The sequence below is a fragment of the Streptomyces sp. NPDC048417 genome (assembly GCF_040651615.1).
In the GTDB taxonomy this organism is placed as follows: domain Bacteria; phylum Actinomycetota; class Actinomycetes; order Streptomycetales; family Streptomycetaceae; genus Streptomyces.
On record NZ_JBEZKI010000063.1, the window covers coordinates 12,012 to 27,866 of the forward strand.

The 15,855-nt window shown below is 69.5% G+C and carries 13 protein-coding genes; 5 read left to right on the forward strand and 8 right to left on the reverse strand.

Annotation, left to right across the window (positions count from 1 at the left end):
* Positions 1–81: 81 nt before the first annotated feature.
* Together AB0D59_RS49785 and AB0D59_RS49790 are read left to right on the forward strand one after the other, a co-directional pair.
* Positions 82–2,247 (forward strand): RecQ family ATP-dependent DNA helicase, encoded by a 2,166-nt coding sequence (locus AB0D59_RS49785; RefSeq protein ID WP_362579413.1) that lies wholly within the window; start codon positions 82–84, stop codon positions 2,245–2,247.
* A 286-nt stretch (positions 2,248–2,533) separates the two neighbouring features.
* Positions 2,534–3,154, forward strand: coding sequence for a hypothetical protein (locus AB0D59_RS49790; RefSeq protein ID WP_362579416.1), 621 nt, complete (start codon positions 2,534–2,536; stop codon positions 3,152–3,154).
* A 300-nt stretch (positions 3,155–3,454) separates the two neighbouring features.
* Here AB0D59_RS49790 and AB0D59_RS49795 read toward each other — a convergent pair whose 3' ends face one another.
* From AB0D59_RS49795 to AB0D59_RS49805, 3 genes are all read right to left on the reverse strand, one after another.
* Positions 3,455–4,081: a hypothetical protein gene (locus AB0D59_RS49795; RefSeq protein WP_362579419.1), complete on the reverse strand. Its 627-nt coding sequence runs from the start codon at positions 4,079–4,081 to the stop codon at positions 3,455–3,457.
* A 68-nt stretch (positions 4,082–4,149) separates the two neighbouring features.
* Positions 4,150–4,851: a ribonuclease HII gene (locus tag AB0D59_RS49800; RefSeq protein ID WP_362579422.1), complete on the reverse strand. Its 702-nt coding sequence runs from the start codon at positions 4,849–4,851 to the stop codon at positions 4,150–4,152.
* A gap of 82 nt (positions 4,852–4,933) precedes the next feature.
* Positions 4,934–5,557 carry a TetR/AcrR family transcriptional regulator gene (locus tag AB0D59_RS49805; RefSeq protein ID WP_362579425.1) on the reverse strand — a complete coding sequence of 208 codons (624 nt, stop codon included), beginning with the start codon at positions 5,555–5,557 and terminating at the stop codon, positions 4,934–4,936.
* A gap of 191 nt (positions 5,558–5,748) precedes the next feature.
* Here AB0D59_RS49805 and AB0D59_RS49810 point away from each other — a divergent pair, with 191 nt between their 5' ends.
* Positions 5,749–7,296 (forward strand): MFS transporter, encoded by a 1,548-nt coding sequence (locus AB0D59_RS49810; RefSeq protein ID WP_362579428.1) that lies wholly within the window; start codon positions 5,749–5,751, stop codon positions 7,294–7,296.
* Between the two features lie 404 nt (positions 7,297–7,700).
* Here the strand turns inward: AB0D59_RS49810 and AB0D59_RS49815 are convergent, their stop codons facing one another.
* The 3 genes from AB0D59_RS49815 to AB0D59_RS49825 all read right to left on the reverse strand — a co-directional run bounded on the left by AB0D59_RS49815 (position 7,701) and on the right by AB0D59_RS49825 (position 9,991).
* A complete protein-coding gene (locus tag AB0D59_RS49815; RefSeq protein WP_362579431.1) occupies positions 7,701–8,630 on the reverse strand; it encodes an ADP-ribosylglycohydrolase family protein in 930 nt (309 codons plus the stop codon).
* A gap of 10 nt (positions 8,631–8,640) precedes the next feature.
* On the reverse strand, positions 8,641–9,300 hold the full coding sequence (locus tag AB0D59_RS49820) for a histidine phosphatase family protein (RefSeq protein ID WP_362579434.1): 660 nt from the start codon (positions 9,298–9,300) through the stop codon (positions 8,641–8,643).
* 85 nt (positions 9,301–9,385) lie between these two features.
* Positions 9,386–9,991, reverse strand: coding sequence for a YdbC family protein (locus AB0D59_RS49825; protein ID WP_362579437.1), 606 nt, complete (start codon positions 9,989–9,991; stop codon positions 9,386–9,388).
* Between the two features lie 152 nt (positions 9,992–10,143).
* Here AB0D59_RS49825 and AB0D59_RS49830 point away from each other — a divergent pair, with 152 nt between their 5' ends.
* Positions 10,144–10,677 (forward strand): TerD family protein, encoded by a 534-nt coding sequence (locus tag AB0D59_RS49830; RefSeq protein ID WP_362579440.1) that lies wholly within the window; start codon positions 10,144–10,146, stop codon positions 10,675–10,677.
* Between the two features lie 75 nt (positions 10,678–10,752).
* Here AB0D59_RS49830 and AB0D59_RS49835 read toward each other — a convergent pair whose 3' ends face one another.
* Both AB0D59_RS49835 and nrdR read right to left on the reverse strand, forming a co-directional pair.
* Positions 10,753–13,647: a vitamin B12-dependent ribonucleotide reductase gene (locus AB0D59_RS49835; RefSeq protein WP_362579443.1), complete on the reverse strand. Its 2,895-nt coding sequence runs from the start codon at positions 13,645–13,647 to the stop codon at positions 10,753–10,755.
* A gap of 164 nt (positions 13,648–13,811) precedes the next feature.
* Positions 13,812–14,363 carry a transcriptional regulator NrdR gene (nrdR, locus tag AB0D59_RS49840; RefSeq protein WP_362579446.1) on the reverse strand — a complete coding sequence of 184 codons (552 nt, stop codon included), beginning with the start codon at positions 14,361–14,363 and terminating at the stop codon, positions 13,812–13,814.
* A gap of 504 nt (positions 14,364–14,867) precedes the next feature.
* On the opposite strand from nrdR, the gene lexA reads away from it, so the two are divergent.
* The gene (gene lexA / locus AB0D59_RS49845) at positions 14,868–15,647 is read left to right on the forward strand and encodes a transcriptional repressor LexA (RefSeq protein ID WP_362579448.1); all 780 of its coding nucleotides are present in this window, start codon (positions 14,868–14,870) and stop codon (positions 15,645–15,647) included.
* The last annotated feature ends 208 nt before the right edge of the window (positions 15,648–15,855 follow it).

Here is a 15,855-nt window from a genome sequence, read left to right on the forward strand (position 1 = left end):
GTCGAATCAGGGACACGACAAAGCCGTCTCGCTCATCCACAGCCCGCCCGGCTGTCGGTCCGGTCCTGTTGTATGGGACGCATGGAGCACACGAGCAACGCGGAACTCCGGGCACGGGCGGACGCCGTCCTCGCCCGTCTCGTCGGCGATGACACGGGCACGGCCCGGTTGCGCGAGGACCAGTGGCGGGCGATCGAGGCGCTGGTCGCCGACCGGCGACGTGCCCTGGTCGTCCAGCGCACGGGCTGGGGGAAGTCCGCGGTGTATTTCGTGGCGACCTCGCTGCTGCGGGCCGCGGGCAGCGGCCCGACGGTCATCGTCTCCCCGCTGCTCGCGCTCATGCGCAACCAGGTGGGCGCCGCGGCCCGGGCCGGCATCCACGCCCGCACCATCAACTCCTCGAACACCGAGGACTGGGAGGCGATCCAGGCGGAGATCGCGGCCGGTGAGGTCGACGTCCTCCTGGTGTCCCCGGAGCGTCTCAACAACCCCGACTTCCGCGACGAGGTCCTGCCCAAGCTGGCCGCGGCGACCGGACTGCTCGTGGTGGACGAGGCCCACTGCATCTCCGACTGGGGTCATGACTTCCGTCCGGACTACCGGCGGCTGCGCACCATGCTCGCCGACCTGCCGCCGGGTGTGCCGGTACTGGCGACCACCGCCACGGCCAACGCGCGCGTGACCGCAGATGTGGCCGAGCAGCTCGGCACCGGTGGCGGCTCGGACGCCCTGGTGCTGCGCGGTCCGCTGGACCGGGAGAGCCTGAGCCTCGGCGTGCTGCGGCTGCCGGACGCCGCGCACCGGATGGCATGGCTCGCGGATCACCTGGACGAACTGCCGGGCTCCGGCATCGTGTACACGCTCACCGTGGCCGCCGCCGAGGAGGTCACCGTCTTCCTGCGGCAGCGTGGTTACGCCGTGGCGTCGTACACGGGGAAGACGGAGAACGCCGACCGGCAGCAGGCCGAGGACGACCTGATCGGCAACCGGGTCAAGGCGCTGATCGCCACCTCGGCCCTCGGCATGGGCTTCGACAAACCCGACCTCGGGTTCGTGGTGCACCTGGGCTCGCCCTCCTCCCCCATCGCCTACTACCAGCAGGTGGGTCGCGCGGGGCGCGGCGTCGAGCACGCCGAGGTACTGCTGCTGCCGGGCAGGGAGGACGAGGCGATCTGGGACTACTTCGCCTCGCTCGCCTTCCCGTCGGAGGATCTGGTGCGCCGCACCCTGGACGTCCTCTCCCGGGCCGGCGGCCCCATGTCGCTGCCCCCGCTGGAGCCGCTGGTGGAACTGCGCCGCTCCCGGCTGGAGACCATGCTGAAGGTTCTCGACGTGGACGGCGCCGTCAAGCGGGTCAAGGGTGGGTGGATCGCGACCGGGCAGCCGTGGGCGTACGACGCGGAGCGGTACGACTGGGTGGCGCGGCAGCGCGCGGCCGAGCAGCAGGCGATGCGCGAGTACGCGGCCACGACGGACTGCCGGATGGAGTTCCTGCAGCGCCAGCTCGACGACGAGGGAGCGAAGCCCTGCGGCCGCTGCGACAACTGCGCGCGGCCGCGCTTCACGGCGGACACCTCGACGGCCGCGCTGGACGCGGCACGGGTCGACCTCGGCCGCGCGGGCGTCGAGGTGGAGCCCCGCCGGATGTGGCCGACCGGCCTGCCGGCCATCGGCATCGATCTCAAGGGACGCATTCCGGCCGGTGAACAGGCATCGGCGGGGCGGGCTCTGGGGCGGTTGTCGGACATCGGCTGGGGCAACCGGCTACGGCCGCTGCTCGCGCCCCAGGCCCCGGACACGGCCGTACCGGACGATGTCGCCCACGCGGTGGTGGAGGTGCTGGCCGACTGGGCGAAGGCACCCGGCGGATGGGCCCCGGGCGCGACCGACGCGCAGCCGCGCCCCGTGGGTGTCGTCACCGTCGCCTCGCGCTCCAGGCCCCGGCTGATCGACTCCCTGGGTGCCCGCATCGCGGAGATCGGCAGACTGCCCCTGCTGGGTTCCGTGGAGTACGCGGGCGAGGCGCCGCACGTCTCGCGCAGCAACAGTGCCCAGCGTCTGAAGGCCCTCGACGGTGCGCTGACCGTGCCGCCCGCCCTCGCCACCGCGCTCGCCGCGGCGCAGGGTCCGGTTCTGCTGGTGGACGACTTCACCGAGACCGGCTGGACGCTGGCGGTCGCGACGCGCATGTTGCGGAGGTCCGGGGCGCGCGGGGTGTTGCCGCTGGTCCTGGCTGTTCAGGGCTGATCGACCCGGTGCTGTTCGAATGCGGCGCCGGGTGCGACGTACGCACGTGCCGAACTCGAACGTCCCAGGGTCGTCCAGGTGCCTCACCGGGTAGGGATATAAGCAACGCACCACCACATAACAGTCGGTGGCCCCATTTGCTCGTTGCCGCATTCAAGTTCGACAGGAAGAATTGAAGTCCGCTCCCCGCACGGCTCGTCCGTGATCCGGTTGGGCCTTACTGCGGTGCGCGCTCCCCCGAATCCGATCTCGCCCGCTGTGTGGGCGCGTAGCCGAAGGGAGGAACGTGACCTTCGGATTCGCTCCGTCCTCGGCGGCATCGTTGTCGACTTCCGCGTCCGCCACTTCCGCCAGCCGTCTGCTCGAGCCCGCGGAGTGGGCCGATGCCGGCATACCGCTGCTCCGGAACCCCCGTGAGGTCGTCAGCGGGCTGCACGCCCGGCACCGCCCCAAGCCGACGACGGCGATCGTGGCCGTCCTCGACCCGGAGGAACGGCTGTGCGCGAGCGCCTCGTTCACCCGGCGCTCTGCCCAGGCCGACGGCTGGATGTTCCGCAACGCGCTGCTGGCCCAGTTGCGCCGGGTCATCCCGCACGACCTGCGCCGCCGCACCCCGGTGCGGACCGCCGTACTGCTCTACTGCCGCGAGGGGGACGCGCGTTGGACGGAGGAGGACGGTGCCTGGATGTGGGGGCTGCGGGACGCCTGCACTCTGCACGGGTTGCGCTGCGGGGCGTACATCACGCTGACCCACGACGGCTGGCAGGTGCTCGGCGAGGGCCGCGGCGGGCGGCGCCCGAACGCCGACTCGCCGCCCGAACCCTTCGCTCTGTCCGAGGCCGCACCCCTGCCACCGCGCACCGGAGGCGCCGCCTCCGAGGTACTGCGCCGCGCGGCCGCCCGCTGAATCCGGCCCCCGCGCGGGGCACCGGCCGAGCACGCACCACCGGCACGGCTCGCTGAAGCTTGCCGCACGGCGTGCTCAGCGGGGTCGCTCACCGTGCTTCGGGCCGCGCTCGTCCCGTCGTCCGGCCACGGGAGAGCCCCGGCCGGAAACCCGCGGTCGGATCCTCCGTCCGCGGAACGGCCGCGCCCCGACGGTCGGTACCCCTCGCCCGGCATCCAGGCATGCCGAAGGCGCCTCCGTGCGAGTCCGTCGCTGCGGCCCCTCCGGAACCTCCGGAGTCCCAGAGGCGCCGGAGGGGGCTCAGACTCCGGCGCCCAGCACCGAGTTGATCCGCTGCGGGTCGCCGCAGACGATCAGCAGGGCACCGGCCCGGGAGAGGGCCAGCGGCAGGGCGGTGGCGGCAACGGCGTCGGAACCGCCGTTGACGGCGACCACGACCACGGGGCGGGTCGCGGCACGGGAAGCGACGGCGGCGTCCGTGTAGAAGACGTCGTCGCCCGCGTCGTGCTGCGCCCAGTAGGACGCTTCGCCGAAGGTCAGCTCGTGGTCGGCCCACGGATGCTGCGCACCGGTGGTGATCACCAGCACGTCACCGGGGGCACGACCCGATTCGAGAAGCAGGTCCACTGCCTCCTCGGCCGAGTCGAGAGCGCTCTCGACCGATGCCGGGATCAGCTGGATCTGCGGGGCCGCCGCTGCCGCGGCGGGGACGGCCGGGCCGGACGGGCCTGGCTTGGCCACGTCACGCGGCGTGCGCTGCACCGGCGGCGTGGGCCGCAGAGGGCCGGGACGACCGGGACGCGACGGAGCCGCGGGGCGGGGGCCGGGTACGGGACGGGGGGTCGGCGCGGTACGGCCACTGGCCGGAGTGGCGCGGGGACCCTGGGCACTCTCGTGAATCTGAGGCTCCTCGGGAATGAGAGGCATGAGCTGATATCTATCAAACGTTGGTGCAGGTCACGTGAACTGGGTGGCACAACAGTGCGACTGGAACGTCAGAAGTCGAAGCCGAGCTGACCCTCGATCTCCGGAACGCTTCCCGCCGCCCAGCTGCGGACCTTCTTGAGGTGCTGCCACTGGGGCAGCGCATCAAGATACGCCCACGACAACCGGTGGTACGGGGTGGGGCCCCGCTCCTCCAGTGCGGCCTTGTGCACGGGTGACGGATACCCGGCGTTGTCCGCAAATCTGAAGTCTGCATGGTCGATACCCAGTTCGGCCATCATTTTGTCGCGCTGAACCTTGGCGATCACCGAGGCCGCCGCGACGGCCACACACGATTGGTCACCTTTGATGACCGTGCGCACCTGCCACGGGGCGCCGAGGTAGTCGTGCTTCCCGTCGAGGATGACCGCGTCGGGGCGGACCGGGAGGGCCTCCAGGGCGCGGACCGCGGCCAGCCGCAGTGCGGCCGTCATGCCGAGGCTGTCGATCTCCTCCGGCGAGGCATGCCCCAGGGCGTAGGCCGTGACCCATGTCCGCAGCGTCTCGGCAAGTTCCGTACGGCGCTTGACGGTCAGCAGCTTGGAGTCGGTGAGGCCGTCGGGCGGCCGGCGAAGACCGGTGACCGCGGCGCAGACAGTGACGGGCCCGGCCCAGGCACCGCGCCCCACCTCGTCGACACCGGCAATGACCTTCGCTCCGGTCGTGGCGCGGAGGGAGCGCTCGACGGTGTGAGTAGGCGGTTCGTACGGCATAGCGCCCTTAGGGTACGCCGCGCCGATCCCCGAGCGACACCCCGGCTTCCCCGACGGGAGCGCGGGCCGCCGGAGCGGTCGATCAGGCTCCGTGCGACAGCAGCAGCGGGAGCATGTAGTGGTCGATCATCCGCTCGACCTCCTGGTCATTCCATTCGCTTCCAGAAATCTTGTTCCGATACATCATCATCGCCGGAATGGCGTCGAGCACATAGTCGTTGGCCGCATCGGAGCGCACCTCCCCCCGCTCTATGCCACGGGTGACGATCTCACCGATCAGCTTGGTGGTCGGCCCCACCACCCCGTCGAAGATCACGCCATGGAAGCGCTCGACCTGCGTCGGATCGCATTCGTGAATCACCGACCGCAGTGCGAAACCAGGGCGCGAGAACATCGCGTCCCTGGCCTGCCGACACAGCGCCAGCAGGTCGTCGCGCACACTTCCGAGATCGGGGGCCTCCTCCAAACGTGGCAGACCGGCCTGCAGCGCGTCCGCGACCAGATCCTCCTTCGAGGGCCAGCGCCGGTACACCGCCGCCTTTCCGGTCTGCGCACCGGCGGCGACGCCCTCCATGGTGAGGCCGTTCCAGCCGACGGTGCTTAGCTGCTCCAAGGCTGCGTCCAGGATCGCGCGTTCGAGGACCGCACCGCGCCGACGAGGGGAGGCCGCCCGAGGGGGAGCGGCAGTCCAGCGCGAGGTAACCATCTGAGTTTCTCCAGCGAGCGAGGGGAAGCGGGGATTCCGGAGCGGGGGGGAGGTGCGGCGCGCGACGACAAAGGGGGACGCGGCACGCGACTCGCAGCTAAGTGAACGCTTGCGTTCTCTATCGAGGACTCACTACCGTTGACGCGACAGTGAACGCGGGCGTTCACTAACACCTTCGTGGGGGACCCATAGTGACAACCTCTCAACTGATATCCGATCAGAAACCTGGTGCGGCCCGCCGACAGGGGCGCCCCGGCATCGCACTCACCGTGATTGCCGCCTGCCAGCTCATGGTCGTACTTGACGCGACGATTGTGAACATCGCGCTCCCGCACATTCAAGACGCGCTCAAGTTCAGCACCACGGACCTCACCTGGGTGGTCAGCGCCTACACGCTCACCTTCGGCGGTCTGCTGCTGCTCGGTGCGCGAGCCGGTGACATCCTCGGCCGGCGCCGGGTGTTCATGACCGGCATCCTGCTGTTCACCTTCGCCTCGCTCCTCGGCGGTCTCGCCCAGGAACCCTGGCAGCTGCTGGCCGCCCGTGCCCTCCAGGGCATGGGTGGCGCGATCGCGTCGCCGACCTCGCTGGCACTGATCACCACCACCTTCCCGGAGGGCCCGGAGCGCAACCGGGCGTTCGGCGTGTTCGCCGCCGTCTCCGCGGGCGGCGGTGCCATCGGTCTGCTGGCCGGCGGCATGCTCACCGACTGGCTCGACTGGCGTTGGGTGTTCTTCGTCAACGTGCCGATCGGCCTGCTGATCGTCGCCCTCACCCCGCAGTACATCAACGAGTCCGAACGGCATCCCGGCCGGTTCGACATCGCGGGCGCGCTGACCTCCACGCTGGGCATGGTCTCCCTGGTGTACGGCTTCATCCGGGCCTCGGAGGACGGCTGGCGCGACGCTCTGACCCTCGGGTCCTTCGGCGCCGCGGTGGTGCTTCTGCTGGCCTTCGTCTTCATCGAGACCCGGGCGAAGGAGCCCATCACCCCGCTGCGGATGTTCGCCGACCGCAACCGCTCCGGCACCTACGTGATCATGCTGAGCCTGGCCGCGGCGATGTTCGGCATGTTCTTCTACATCGTGCTGTTCGTGCAGAACGTGCTGGGCTACAGCCCGATCCGGGCCGGTCTGGCCTTCCTGCCCGTGACGGTGGCGATCGCCGTCGGCGCCGGGCTGTCGCAGCGGTTCCTGCCAGCCCTGGGCCCGAAGCCGTTCATGATGACCGGCTCCGCGCTCGTGGCCGTCGGCCTCACCTGGCAGACGTTCATCAAGCCCGACAGCTCGTATCTCGGCGGGGTGCTGGGGCCCATGCTGATCTTCGGCCTGGGCATGGGCCTGAACTTCGTGACCGCGACCGTCACCGCGGTCTCCGGCGTCGCCCAGCACGAGGCCGGAGCGGCCTCCGGGTTGCTCAACGCCATGCAGCAGGTGGGCGGTTCGCTGGGTCTGTCGATCCTGACCACGGTCTTCGGCTCGGCCAGCAAGGACGAGGCGAAGAAGCAGTTGCCGAAGTTCCTCGCCGACGGTTCGCCGGAGCAGAAGGCGGAGTTCGCCAAGTCCCACCAGCTGCCCGCGCCCTGGGGACACGAGGTACTCGCGCACGGGATCTCGACCGCGTTCTTCCCCGCCGCCGTCATGGCCGCGCTCGGCCTGATCACCGCCTGGCTGGTGATCAAGGTCCGCAAGAGCGACCTCGAAGCCCTCGCCGGCACGGCCGGCCCCGGGCTGGGCTGAACCCACCGGGTCCGCGCGAAGCCGCGGATGGCCGGGCCGCCGCCAGGGGACAGATGGCAGGGGCAGAGGTCCGGCCATCCGCACCACGGCCGACAGCGCCGCGAACACCACCAGAACAGCCACTCGGACCCACAACGCCAACACCCTCCCCTCGGCTCCGCTTCCGGCTCCGCCGTCCGCACTCGGACGGAGCGCGGATCGGATGCCAGGAAAACGCCCGACGGTCACGGAGAGTTCCCATCGGGCACGGAGAGCTTCGATCACGCCCGGGGTCGACGCGCACGGTCTTCCTGCGCCGGACGGTCACCCGCCGACAGCAGGGCCGTATACCAACGGTCACCCACCGACAGCGTTCGCCGTTTACCGAAGATCACCCACCGACACCGGTCACCGTATGTCGACAGTCATGCGCCTGCAGCGGTCCCCGTCCCCGTAGGCACCCATTCCGGTAGCGCCTCCGTCCGCTCCCTCCAGGCCGCGGGGGGCGCTCCCGCCTTGCCCGCCGCGAGTACGCCGCCGACGATGGCGCAGGTGGTGTCCACGTCGCCGCCCACTTGGGCGGTCGTCCAGAACGCCGTCCCGTAGTCACCGAGGGCACGTGCCGCCGACCAGAGGGCGAAGGGGACGGTGTCATGGGCGCTCGTACGCCGTCCGCAGCCCAGGACGGCCGCCACGGTGCCCGCGTCGCCGTAGTCGAGCATGTCGCGGGCACGCCGCAGGCCCTGGCCCACGGCGCTCCTGGGGACGAGCGCGACGACGTCGTCGAGGAACGCCTCGGGGCTCGGCGGGCCGCCGGGCGCCGCCGCCAGTGCCGCTGCCGCGGCGACCGCCATGGCCCCGACCACCGCCTCGCGGTGCTGGTGCGTGGGGTAGGCCGAGATCTCGGCCTGGTGGGTGGCCTGCTCCGGATCGTCCGCGTACCAGGCGCCCAGGGGTGCGATCCGCATCGCCGCTCCGTTGCCCCACGAACCGCACCCGTTGAAGAGCGCGGCAGCCAGTTCGCGCCAGTCGCCGCCCTCCCTGACGAGCCGGAGCAGTCGGTTGACGGCGGGGCCGTAGCCCCGGTCGAAGTCGTGGTGCGCGGCGAAGGAGTGGGCCAGCGCGTCCTGGTCGATACGGTGGTGGGCGGCGAGGACGGCCACGACGGAACAGGCCATCTCCGTGTCGTCGGTCCACTGCCAGGGGGCCGGCGGCAGCTCGCGCCGCTGCAGCAGCGGGTAGTTCGCCGGAACGAAGAACTGTGAGCCCAGCGCGTCGCCGGTCGCGAGTCCGCGCAGGCTGGCCAGGGCGCGGTCCAGGCGCCCGGCGTTCGAATTGTCGGAGGAAATGGTCATCTCGGCCAGCCTAGCCGCTCGTCCAATGGGGCTCCGGGTCCCGCCAGCGGTCGAATGGCCTGTCGAGCGTGTACTTGCCGTCGTCCCCGAGGACGAGCATCCGCATCTCCGCGTTCCCGGGGTTGGACAGGGACTCGAAGTCCGCGACCGTCCAGTGGAACCAGCGCATGCAGAACAGCCGCATCGCCAGGCCATGGGTCACCAGGAGCACGTTGGGCGGATGGTCCGGCGCCTCGAAGCTGCGGAACAGGCTCTCCAGGAAGCCGCCGACCCGGTCGTACACGTCGGCGCCGGACTCACCTTGGGGGAAGCGGAAGAAGAAGTGCCCGTACGCGTCCCGGTACGTCTTCTGCAGTCGTACGTCGTCGCGGTCCTGCCAGTTTCCCCAGTCCTGCTCACGCAGCCGGGGCTCCTCGCGCACGCGTATGAGGTCCGGGTCGAGGTGGAAGGCGCGGAGGGTCTCGTGCGTACGGCGGTACGGGGAGACGTACACGCTGACGGGCTCCTGGCCGAAGATCTCCCGGATGCGTTTTCCGGTCTCCTCGGCCTGTCGCCAGCCCCGCTCGGTCAGGGCCAGTGAGTGGTCCGGTTCCCGCTCATACACGGAGTCGTCGACATTGCCGGTTGACTCGCCGTGCCGGACAAGGACGATGCGCCGTGGTCGTGCCATGCCAAAACCCTAGATCGATTGACGCAAAGTCGAGCACTCGGATGGGCTGCATACAGCGTAGGTCACATAAATCAGGATTGGAGGTTCAGACGATCCAGCTCGGTTCGAGCTCCACGATGTCGCCCGTGAGGGCTGCGATGTCGGCCTCCGTCTGGGCGCGCAGTGCCAGACGTTCCACCCGCTCGGTTCGGTACTTGCCGTGTTCGGCGGCCGACCGCCACATCGAGAGGATCATGAACTCGTGCGCCGGGGCCTCCGCGAACATGCCCCGGATCATGCCGGGCGAGCCGGCCATAGCCGGGTTCCAGACCTTCTCCTGCATCAGCGTGAAGTGCTCGACGCGCTCCTCGTGCACCCGACAGAGAGCCACCCGGACCAGGTCGGAGTCCGTGAACCGCGGTTCGAAGCCGGTCTTCACATCGAACCGGTACTCGAACAGCTTGACCTGCTGATCCTTGTACGTGCCGGACTGGGACGCGGCCAGACGGTCGTGGGAGCGCGCCATGAAGGAGTCGTAGAAGGCACGGCTCTCCCAGAAGGCGAAGGTGTGCGCCACCCCGGCTCGCTGCCGACTCCAGCCCCCGCCCTGTCCGCGAAATCCCGGCTCCCCCAGAAGCCCCGCCCATTTCCGCTGCCCCCGCTCGAACCCGCGGCGGTCCACCACGGTGCAGCGAATCCACTTGACCAGCACCGCGCCATCGTAAGGCCATGGGACGTGGCGTCGGTCACGCTCCGGCGGAGATCACCCGCGCATGCGCCCCCGCGCGCGTGGCACGATGGACAAAGAGCCTTGGCAGGCCATCAGTTGGGGCAGTGGACCCTCTAGGGGGAAGGGGACGCGTGATGAGCGGTTTCAGCAAGGCGATCCGCAAGGTCGAGGTCGCTCTGAAGTGGGATCCCAGCCAGGCCGGGCAGCCGCCCACCGACCTCGACATCCTTGCCGGCACCTACACGGCGGACGACCCGTACGGGACCGCGGCCTATCTGGTGCACTTCGACAGCCGCTCGCCCGACGGCACGATCTTCCTCAACCGGGACAGTCAGGACGGCAAGGGCTTCGGCTGGGACGAGGTGATGACGCTCGAACTCGACCGGCTGGCCGGCCGGTACACGCGCGTGGTGGTCGGGGTCGTCATACAACAGCGGTCCGCGCACCGGACGTTCGTGAACGTCCTGAACCCGGAGGTGCGCGTCCGGGAGGGCTACAACGTGCTGGCCGAGGACGACTTCGGCTCGGTCCTCGGGGCGACGGCGGCCGCCGTCGCGGAGTTCGTGCGCGACGGGTCCGGCGACTGGAGCTTCCGGCCCGGCCTGCACGGATTCGAGGACGACCCCGTGCTCTTCACCCGTGCCATGGGCGGCCTCGGCCGGCCGTGACGGCGAGCAGCCAGAAGCAGCAGTAAGGGGCGTCGGCCATAGCCGACGCCCCTTACTTCACTTCACATCAACTCGTCAGCTGCAGCCGCTGGTCGAGCCGCAGCCCTCGCAGATGTAGCAGGAACCGGCCCGCTGCATCTTCGTACCGCAGGAGAAGCAGAGCGGGGCGTCGGCCTGGATGCCCAGCTGCATCTCCACCAGTTCGGCACTGGTGTGGGCCTGCTGCGGGGCGGGCTTGGCCGCCCCGGTCTCGGCCTTCGGGGAGGCGACTGCCTTCAGCTCCTGGGCGCGCGGCGCGGACTGGGCCAGGCCCTCGACGTCGACCTCGTCCTCGGACGGCTCGTACGAACCGGTCTCCAGGTGACGCTGGCGCTCCGGGGCGGAGTGGATGCCGAGGGCGGACCGCGTCTCGAAGGGCAGGAAGTCCAGCGCCAGGCGGCGGAAGATGTAGTCGACGATCGACTGCGCCATCCGCACGTCCGGGTCGTCCGTCATACCGGCCGGCTCGAAGCGCATGTTGGTGAACTTCGAGACGTACGTCTCCAGCGGCACGCCGTACTGGAGGCCGACGGAGACCGCGATGGAGAAGGCGTCCATCATGCCCGCCAGGGTCGAGCCCTGCTTGGACATCTTCAGGAAGACCTCGCCCAGGCCGTCGTCCGGGTAGGAGTTCGCCGTCATGTAACCCTCGGCGCCACCGACGGTGAAGGACGTGGTGATGCCGGGACGACCCTTCGGGAGGCGCTTGCGGACCGGGCGGTACTCGATGACCTTCTCGACCGTCTCGCGGATGGTCGCCTCGGCCTTCTCGGTGACCTCGGCCTTCTCCTTCTCCTTGGTCTTGGCGGAGAGCGGCTGGCCGACCTTGCAGTTGTCGCGGTAGATCGCGAGCGCCTTGACGCCGAGCTTCCAGGCCTCGTAGTAGATCTCCTCGACCTCCTCGACGGTCGCCGTCTCCGGCATGTTGACCGTCTTGGAGATGGCGCCGGAGATCCAGGGCTGGATCGCGGCCATCATGCGGACGTGACCCATCGGGGAGATGGCGCGCTCGCCCATGGCGCAGTCGAAGACCTCGTAGTGCTCGGGCTTGAGGCCGGGGGCGTCGATCACGTTGCCGTTCTCGGCGATGTGGGCGACGATCGCCTCGATCTGCTCCTCCTGGTAGCCCAGACGGCGCAGGGCCTGCGGCACGGTGCCGTTGACGATCTGCATCGAGCCGCCGCCGACCAGCTTCTTGAACTTCACGAGCGCCAGGTCGGGCTCGACACCGGTGGTGTCGCAGGACATCGCGAGACCGATGGTGCCGGTGGGAGCGAGAACGGACGCCTGGGAGTTACGGAAACCGTTCTTCTCGCCGAGGCGCACCACGTCCTGCCAGGTCTCCGTGGCGGCGGCCCAGACCGGCGTGTCCAGGTCGTCCGCGCGGGCGGCCACGGTGTTGGCGTCGGCGTGCTGCTTCATGACGCGGTTGTGGGCGTCGGCGTTGCGGGCGTAGCCGTCGTACGGGCCGACGACCGCGGCGAGTTCGGCGGAGCGCTTGTACGCCGTGCCGGTCATCAGGGAGGTGATGGCACCGGCGAGGGCGCGGCCGCCGTCGGAGTCGTAGGCGTGGCCGGTCGCCATCAGCAGGGCGCCGAGGTTGGCGTAGCCGATGCCGAGCTGACGGAAGGCGCGGGTGTTCTCACCGATCTTCTGGGTCGGGAAGTCCGCGAAGCAGATGGAGATGTCCATCGCGGTGATGACCAGCTCGACGACCTTCGCGAAGCGCTCGACCTCGAAGGACTGGCTGCCCTTGCCGTCGTCCTTCAGGAACTTCATCAGGTTCAGCGAGGCGAGGTTGCAGGACGTGTTGTCCAGGTGCATGTACTCGCTGCAGGGGTTCGAGCCGTTGATCCGGCCGGACTCCGGGCAGGTGTGCCAGTGGTTGATCGTGTCGTCGTACTGGATGCCCGGGTCGGCGCAGGCCCAGGCCGCCTCGGCCATCTTGCGGAACAGGTCCTTGGCCTGGACCTCCTCGATGACCTCGCCGGTCATCCGGGCACGCAGACCGAACTGACCGCCCTGCTCGACCGCCTTCATGAACTCGTCGTTCACGCGGACCGAGTTGTTGGCGTTCTGGTACTGGACGGAGGTGATGTCGTCGCCGCCCAGGTCCATGTCGAAGCCCGCGTCACGCAGGGCGCGGATCTTCTCCTCTTCCTTGACCTTGGTCTGGATGAAGTCCTCGATGTCGGGGTGGTCGACGTCCAGGATGACCATCTTGGCGGCGCGGCGGGTGGCGCCGCCCGACTTGATGGTGCCGGCGGAGGCGTCGGCACCACGCATGAAGGAGACCGGGCCGGAGGCGTTGCCGCCGGAGGAGAGAAGCTCCTTGAAGGAGCGGATCCGGGAGAGGTTCAAGCCGGCGCCGGAACCGCCCTTGAAGATCATGCCCTCTTCCTTGTACCAGTCGAGGATCGACTCCATGGAGTCGTCGACGGACAGGATGAAGCAGGCGGAGACCTGCTGGGGCTGCGGGGTGCCCACGTTGAACCACACGGGGCTGTTGAAGCTGAAGACCTGGTGCAGGAGGGCGTACGCCAGCTCGTGCTCGAAGATCTCGGCGTCGGCGGGCGACGCGAAGTACTTGTGGTCCTCGCCCGCCTTCCGGTACGTCTTCACGATGCGGTCGATCAGCTGCTTGAGGCCGGTCTCGCGCTGCGGGGTGCCGACGGCACCCCGGAAGTATTTGCTGGTGACGATGTTGACCGCGTTCACCGACCAGAAGTCGGGGAACTCGACGCCACGCTGCTCGAAATTGATCGAGCCGTCGCGCCAGTTGGTCATGACGACGTCACGGCGCTCCCAGCTCACCTCGTCGTACGGGTGTACGCCGGGGGTGGTGTGGATGCGCTCGATACGCAGCCCCTTGGTGGCCTTGGTGCCCTTCGCGCGGGAACTCCGTGCCGGACCGCTCGCCGTCTCTGTCATGCCGCCTCCCTCTACGGGCTAAAACGCCCTGAAATGCCACGCTGTTCCCGTGACACGCTGTTCTGTTCTCACGTCGCGGGCACTCACTGCTGCCACCCGCGACAAGTCCTGGATCGCCGACCGACAACCGGATTCGGGCCCTCCGCCCGGTTCCGGTCCGCCCGTCAGCCGGCGGAGTGGACGGGCGCGGGCGCCCGAGCGGCCCCGCCCGGCCCGTGATCGTCCTCCTGGCTCCCCGTCTCCGCGTCTTCGTCGTCCGCGACGGGGCCCCGCGCCACCTGCCTGAGCTCCGCGATCGCGGCCTCGAAGTCCTCGAGCGAGTCGAATGCCCGGTAGACGGAGGCGAATCGCAGGTAGGCGACGAGGTCGAGTTCCTGCAACGGGCCGAGTATGGCCAGCCCCACGTCGTGGGTGGTCAGCTCGGCACTTCCGGTGGCTCGCACCGCCTCCTCGACCCGCTGGCCGAGCTGGGCGAGTGCGTCCTCGGTGACAGGCCGCCCCTGGCACGCTTTGCGCACGCCGTTGATGACCTTGGTACGGCTGAATGGCTCGGTTACTCCGGACCGCTTCACCACCATGAGCGAGCACGTCTCCACGGTCGTGAAACGACGGGAGCAGTCAGGGCACTGGCGGCGCCTGCGGATCGACGTGCCGTCGTCGGTCGTACGACTGTCGACCACGCGGCTGTCGGGGTGCCTGCAGAAGGGGCAGTGCATGATCTCCAACCCTCCTCACAGCAGACTCGATGGCCTCGCCGGACCACCTGGGCCCCACGAAGCAGCCCCAAGCATAGGCGATCTCCAAGGCTCCGGAGACCCGGGGGACCACAACTTGTGGGCTGCCGTAGCAATCCAACCACTAGATATGGTGATTGGCTGATACATCGCCAGGTTGCGCGTGTCGCACACGTACCGCTACGGCGGATAGGGAGATACCGTGGGCGCCGCACGGAGGTCACGTGCGACTCCGGCGCAGATGGGGGCGGTCGCCCCGGTCGGCGGCGGTCCGGATGGCAGACTGGGCACACCCACAAGGCCATCAGCCCGGCGACGAAGAGTACGACCATGAGACCTTTTGTCCGCCGGGTACCGCGTGAGCCATACACCCAGACATGTGATCGCGTACGGTGAACCGCGTTTTTTCACTCGAACGTGTGTTTGGCGCAACCTTTCGAAAGCAACTACCGTTGTCCAGCAGGGAGACCATCGAGAGGGGCCGACGTGACCACGACCGCAGACAGTGCCACCATCACCGCCCAGGACCGCTCCCAGGGCCGACTCGACCCGGTGCATGCCATGAACGAAGCCGTGAATCCCGAGGGACACAAGCGCTCCCTACCGGGCCGACCTCCAGGCATCCGGGCCGACAGCTCGGGCCTCACCGATCGGCAACGCCGGGTGATCGAGGTCATCCGGGACTCGGTGCAGCGGCGGGGCTACCCGCCGTCGATGCGGGAGATCGGGCAGGCCGTCGGCCTGTCCAGCACGTCATCGGTGGCGCACCAGCTGATGGCACTGGAACGCAAGGGGTTCCTGCGCCGCGACCCACACCGCCCGCGCGCGTACGAGGTGCGCGGCTCCGACCAGGCCGTGAGCGTGCAGCCCACGGACACCGCGGGCAAGCCCGCCGCGTCGTACGTACCGCTGGTCGGCCGGATCGCCGCCGGTGGCCCGATCCTCGCGGAGGAGTCGGTCGAGGACGTCTTCCCTCTCCCCCGGCAGCTGGTCGGTGACGGCGAGCTGTTCGTGCTCAAGGTCGTCGGTGACTCCATGATCGAGGCTGCGATCTGTGACGGTGACTGGGTCACCGTCCGCCGCCAGCCGGTCGCTGAGAACGGCGACATCGTCGCCGCGATGCTCGACGGCGAGGCCACCGTGAAACGCTTCAAGCGCGAGGACGGCCACGTGTGGCTCCTCCCCCACAACTCGGCCTACGAGCCGATCCCCGGCGACGACGCGACCATTCTGGGCAAGGTCGTCGCGGTACTGCGGCGCGTCTGACGCCTGCGGCGGGCGGTTCATCCGCCCGCCCTCCGATCGGGCCCCGGGACCCCTGCGCCGGTTCCGGGGTCCTGCACTGTCCGGACCCCCGGTGACCGCCTCTTCGGATCGCGGGTGACCGCCTCTTCGGATCGCGGGTGACCGCCTCTTCGGATCGCGGGTGACCGCCTCTTCGGATCGCGGGTGACCGCCTCTTCGGATCGCGGGT

Coding starts and splice junctions, on each gene's coding strand:
- AB0D59_RS49785 (WP_362579413.1), top strand. CDS start 82: ATGGAGCACACGAGCAACGCGGAACTCCGGGCACGGGCGGACGCCGTC.
- AB0D59_RS49835 (WP_362579443.1), bottom strand. CDS start 13,647: ATGACAGAGACGGCGAGCGGTCCGGCACGGAGTTCCCGCGCGAAGGGC.
- AB0D59_RS49830 (WP_362579440.1), top strand. CDS start 10,144: ATGAGCGGTTTCAGCAAGGCGATCCGCAAGGTCGAGGTCGCTCTGAAG.
- AB0D59_RS49815 (WP_362579431.1), bottom strand. CDS start 8,630: ATGACCATTTCCTCCGACAATTCGAACGCCGGGCGCCTGGACCGCGCC.
- nrdR (WP_362579446.1), bottom strand. CDS start 14,363: ATGCACTGCCCCTTCTGCAGGCACCCCGACAGCCGCGTGGTCGACAGT.
- AB0D59_RS49800 (WP_362579422.1), bottom strand. CDS start 4,851: ATGCCGTACGAACCGCCTACTCACACCGTCGAGCGCTCCCTCCGCGCC.
- AB0D59_RS49795 (WP_362579419.1), bottom strand. CDS start 4,081: ATGCCTCTCATTCCCGAGGAGCCTCAGATTCACGAGAGTGCCCAGGGT.
- AB0D59_RS49820 (WP_362579434.1), bottom strand. CDS start 9,300: ATGGCACGACCACGGCGCATCGTCCTTGTCCGGCACGGCGAGTCAACC.
- AB0D59_RS49805 (WP_362579425.1), bottom strand. CDS start 5,557: ATGGTTACCTCGCGCTGGACTGCCGCTCCCCCTCGGGCGGCCTCCCCT.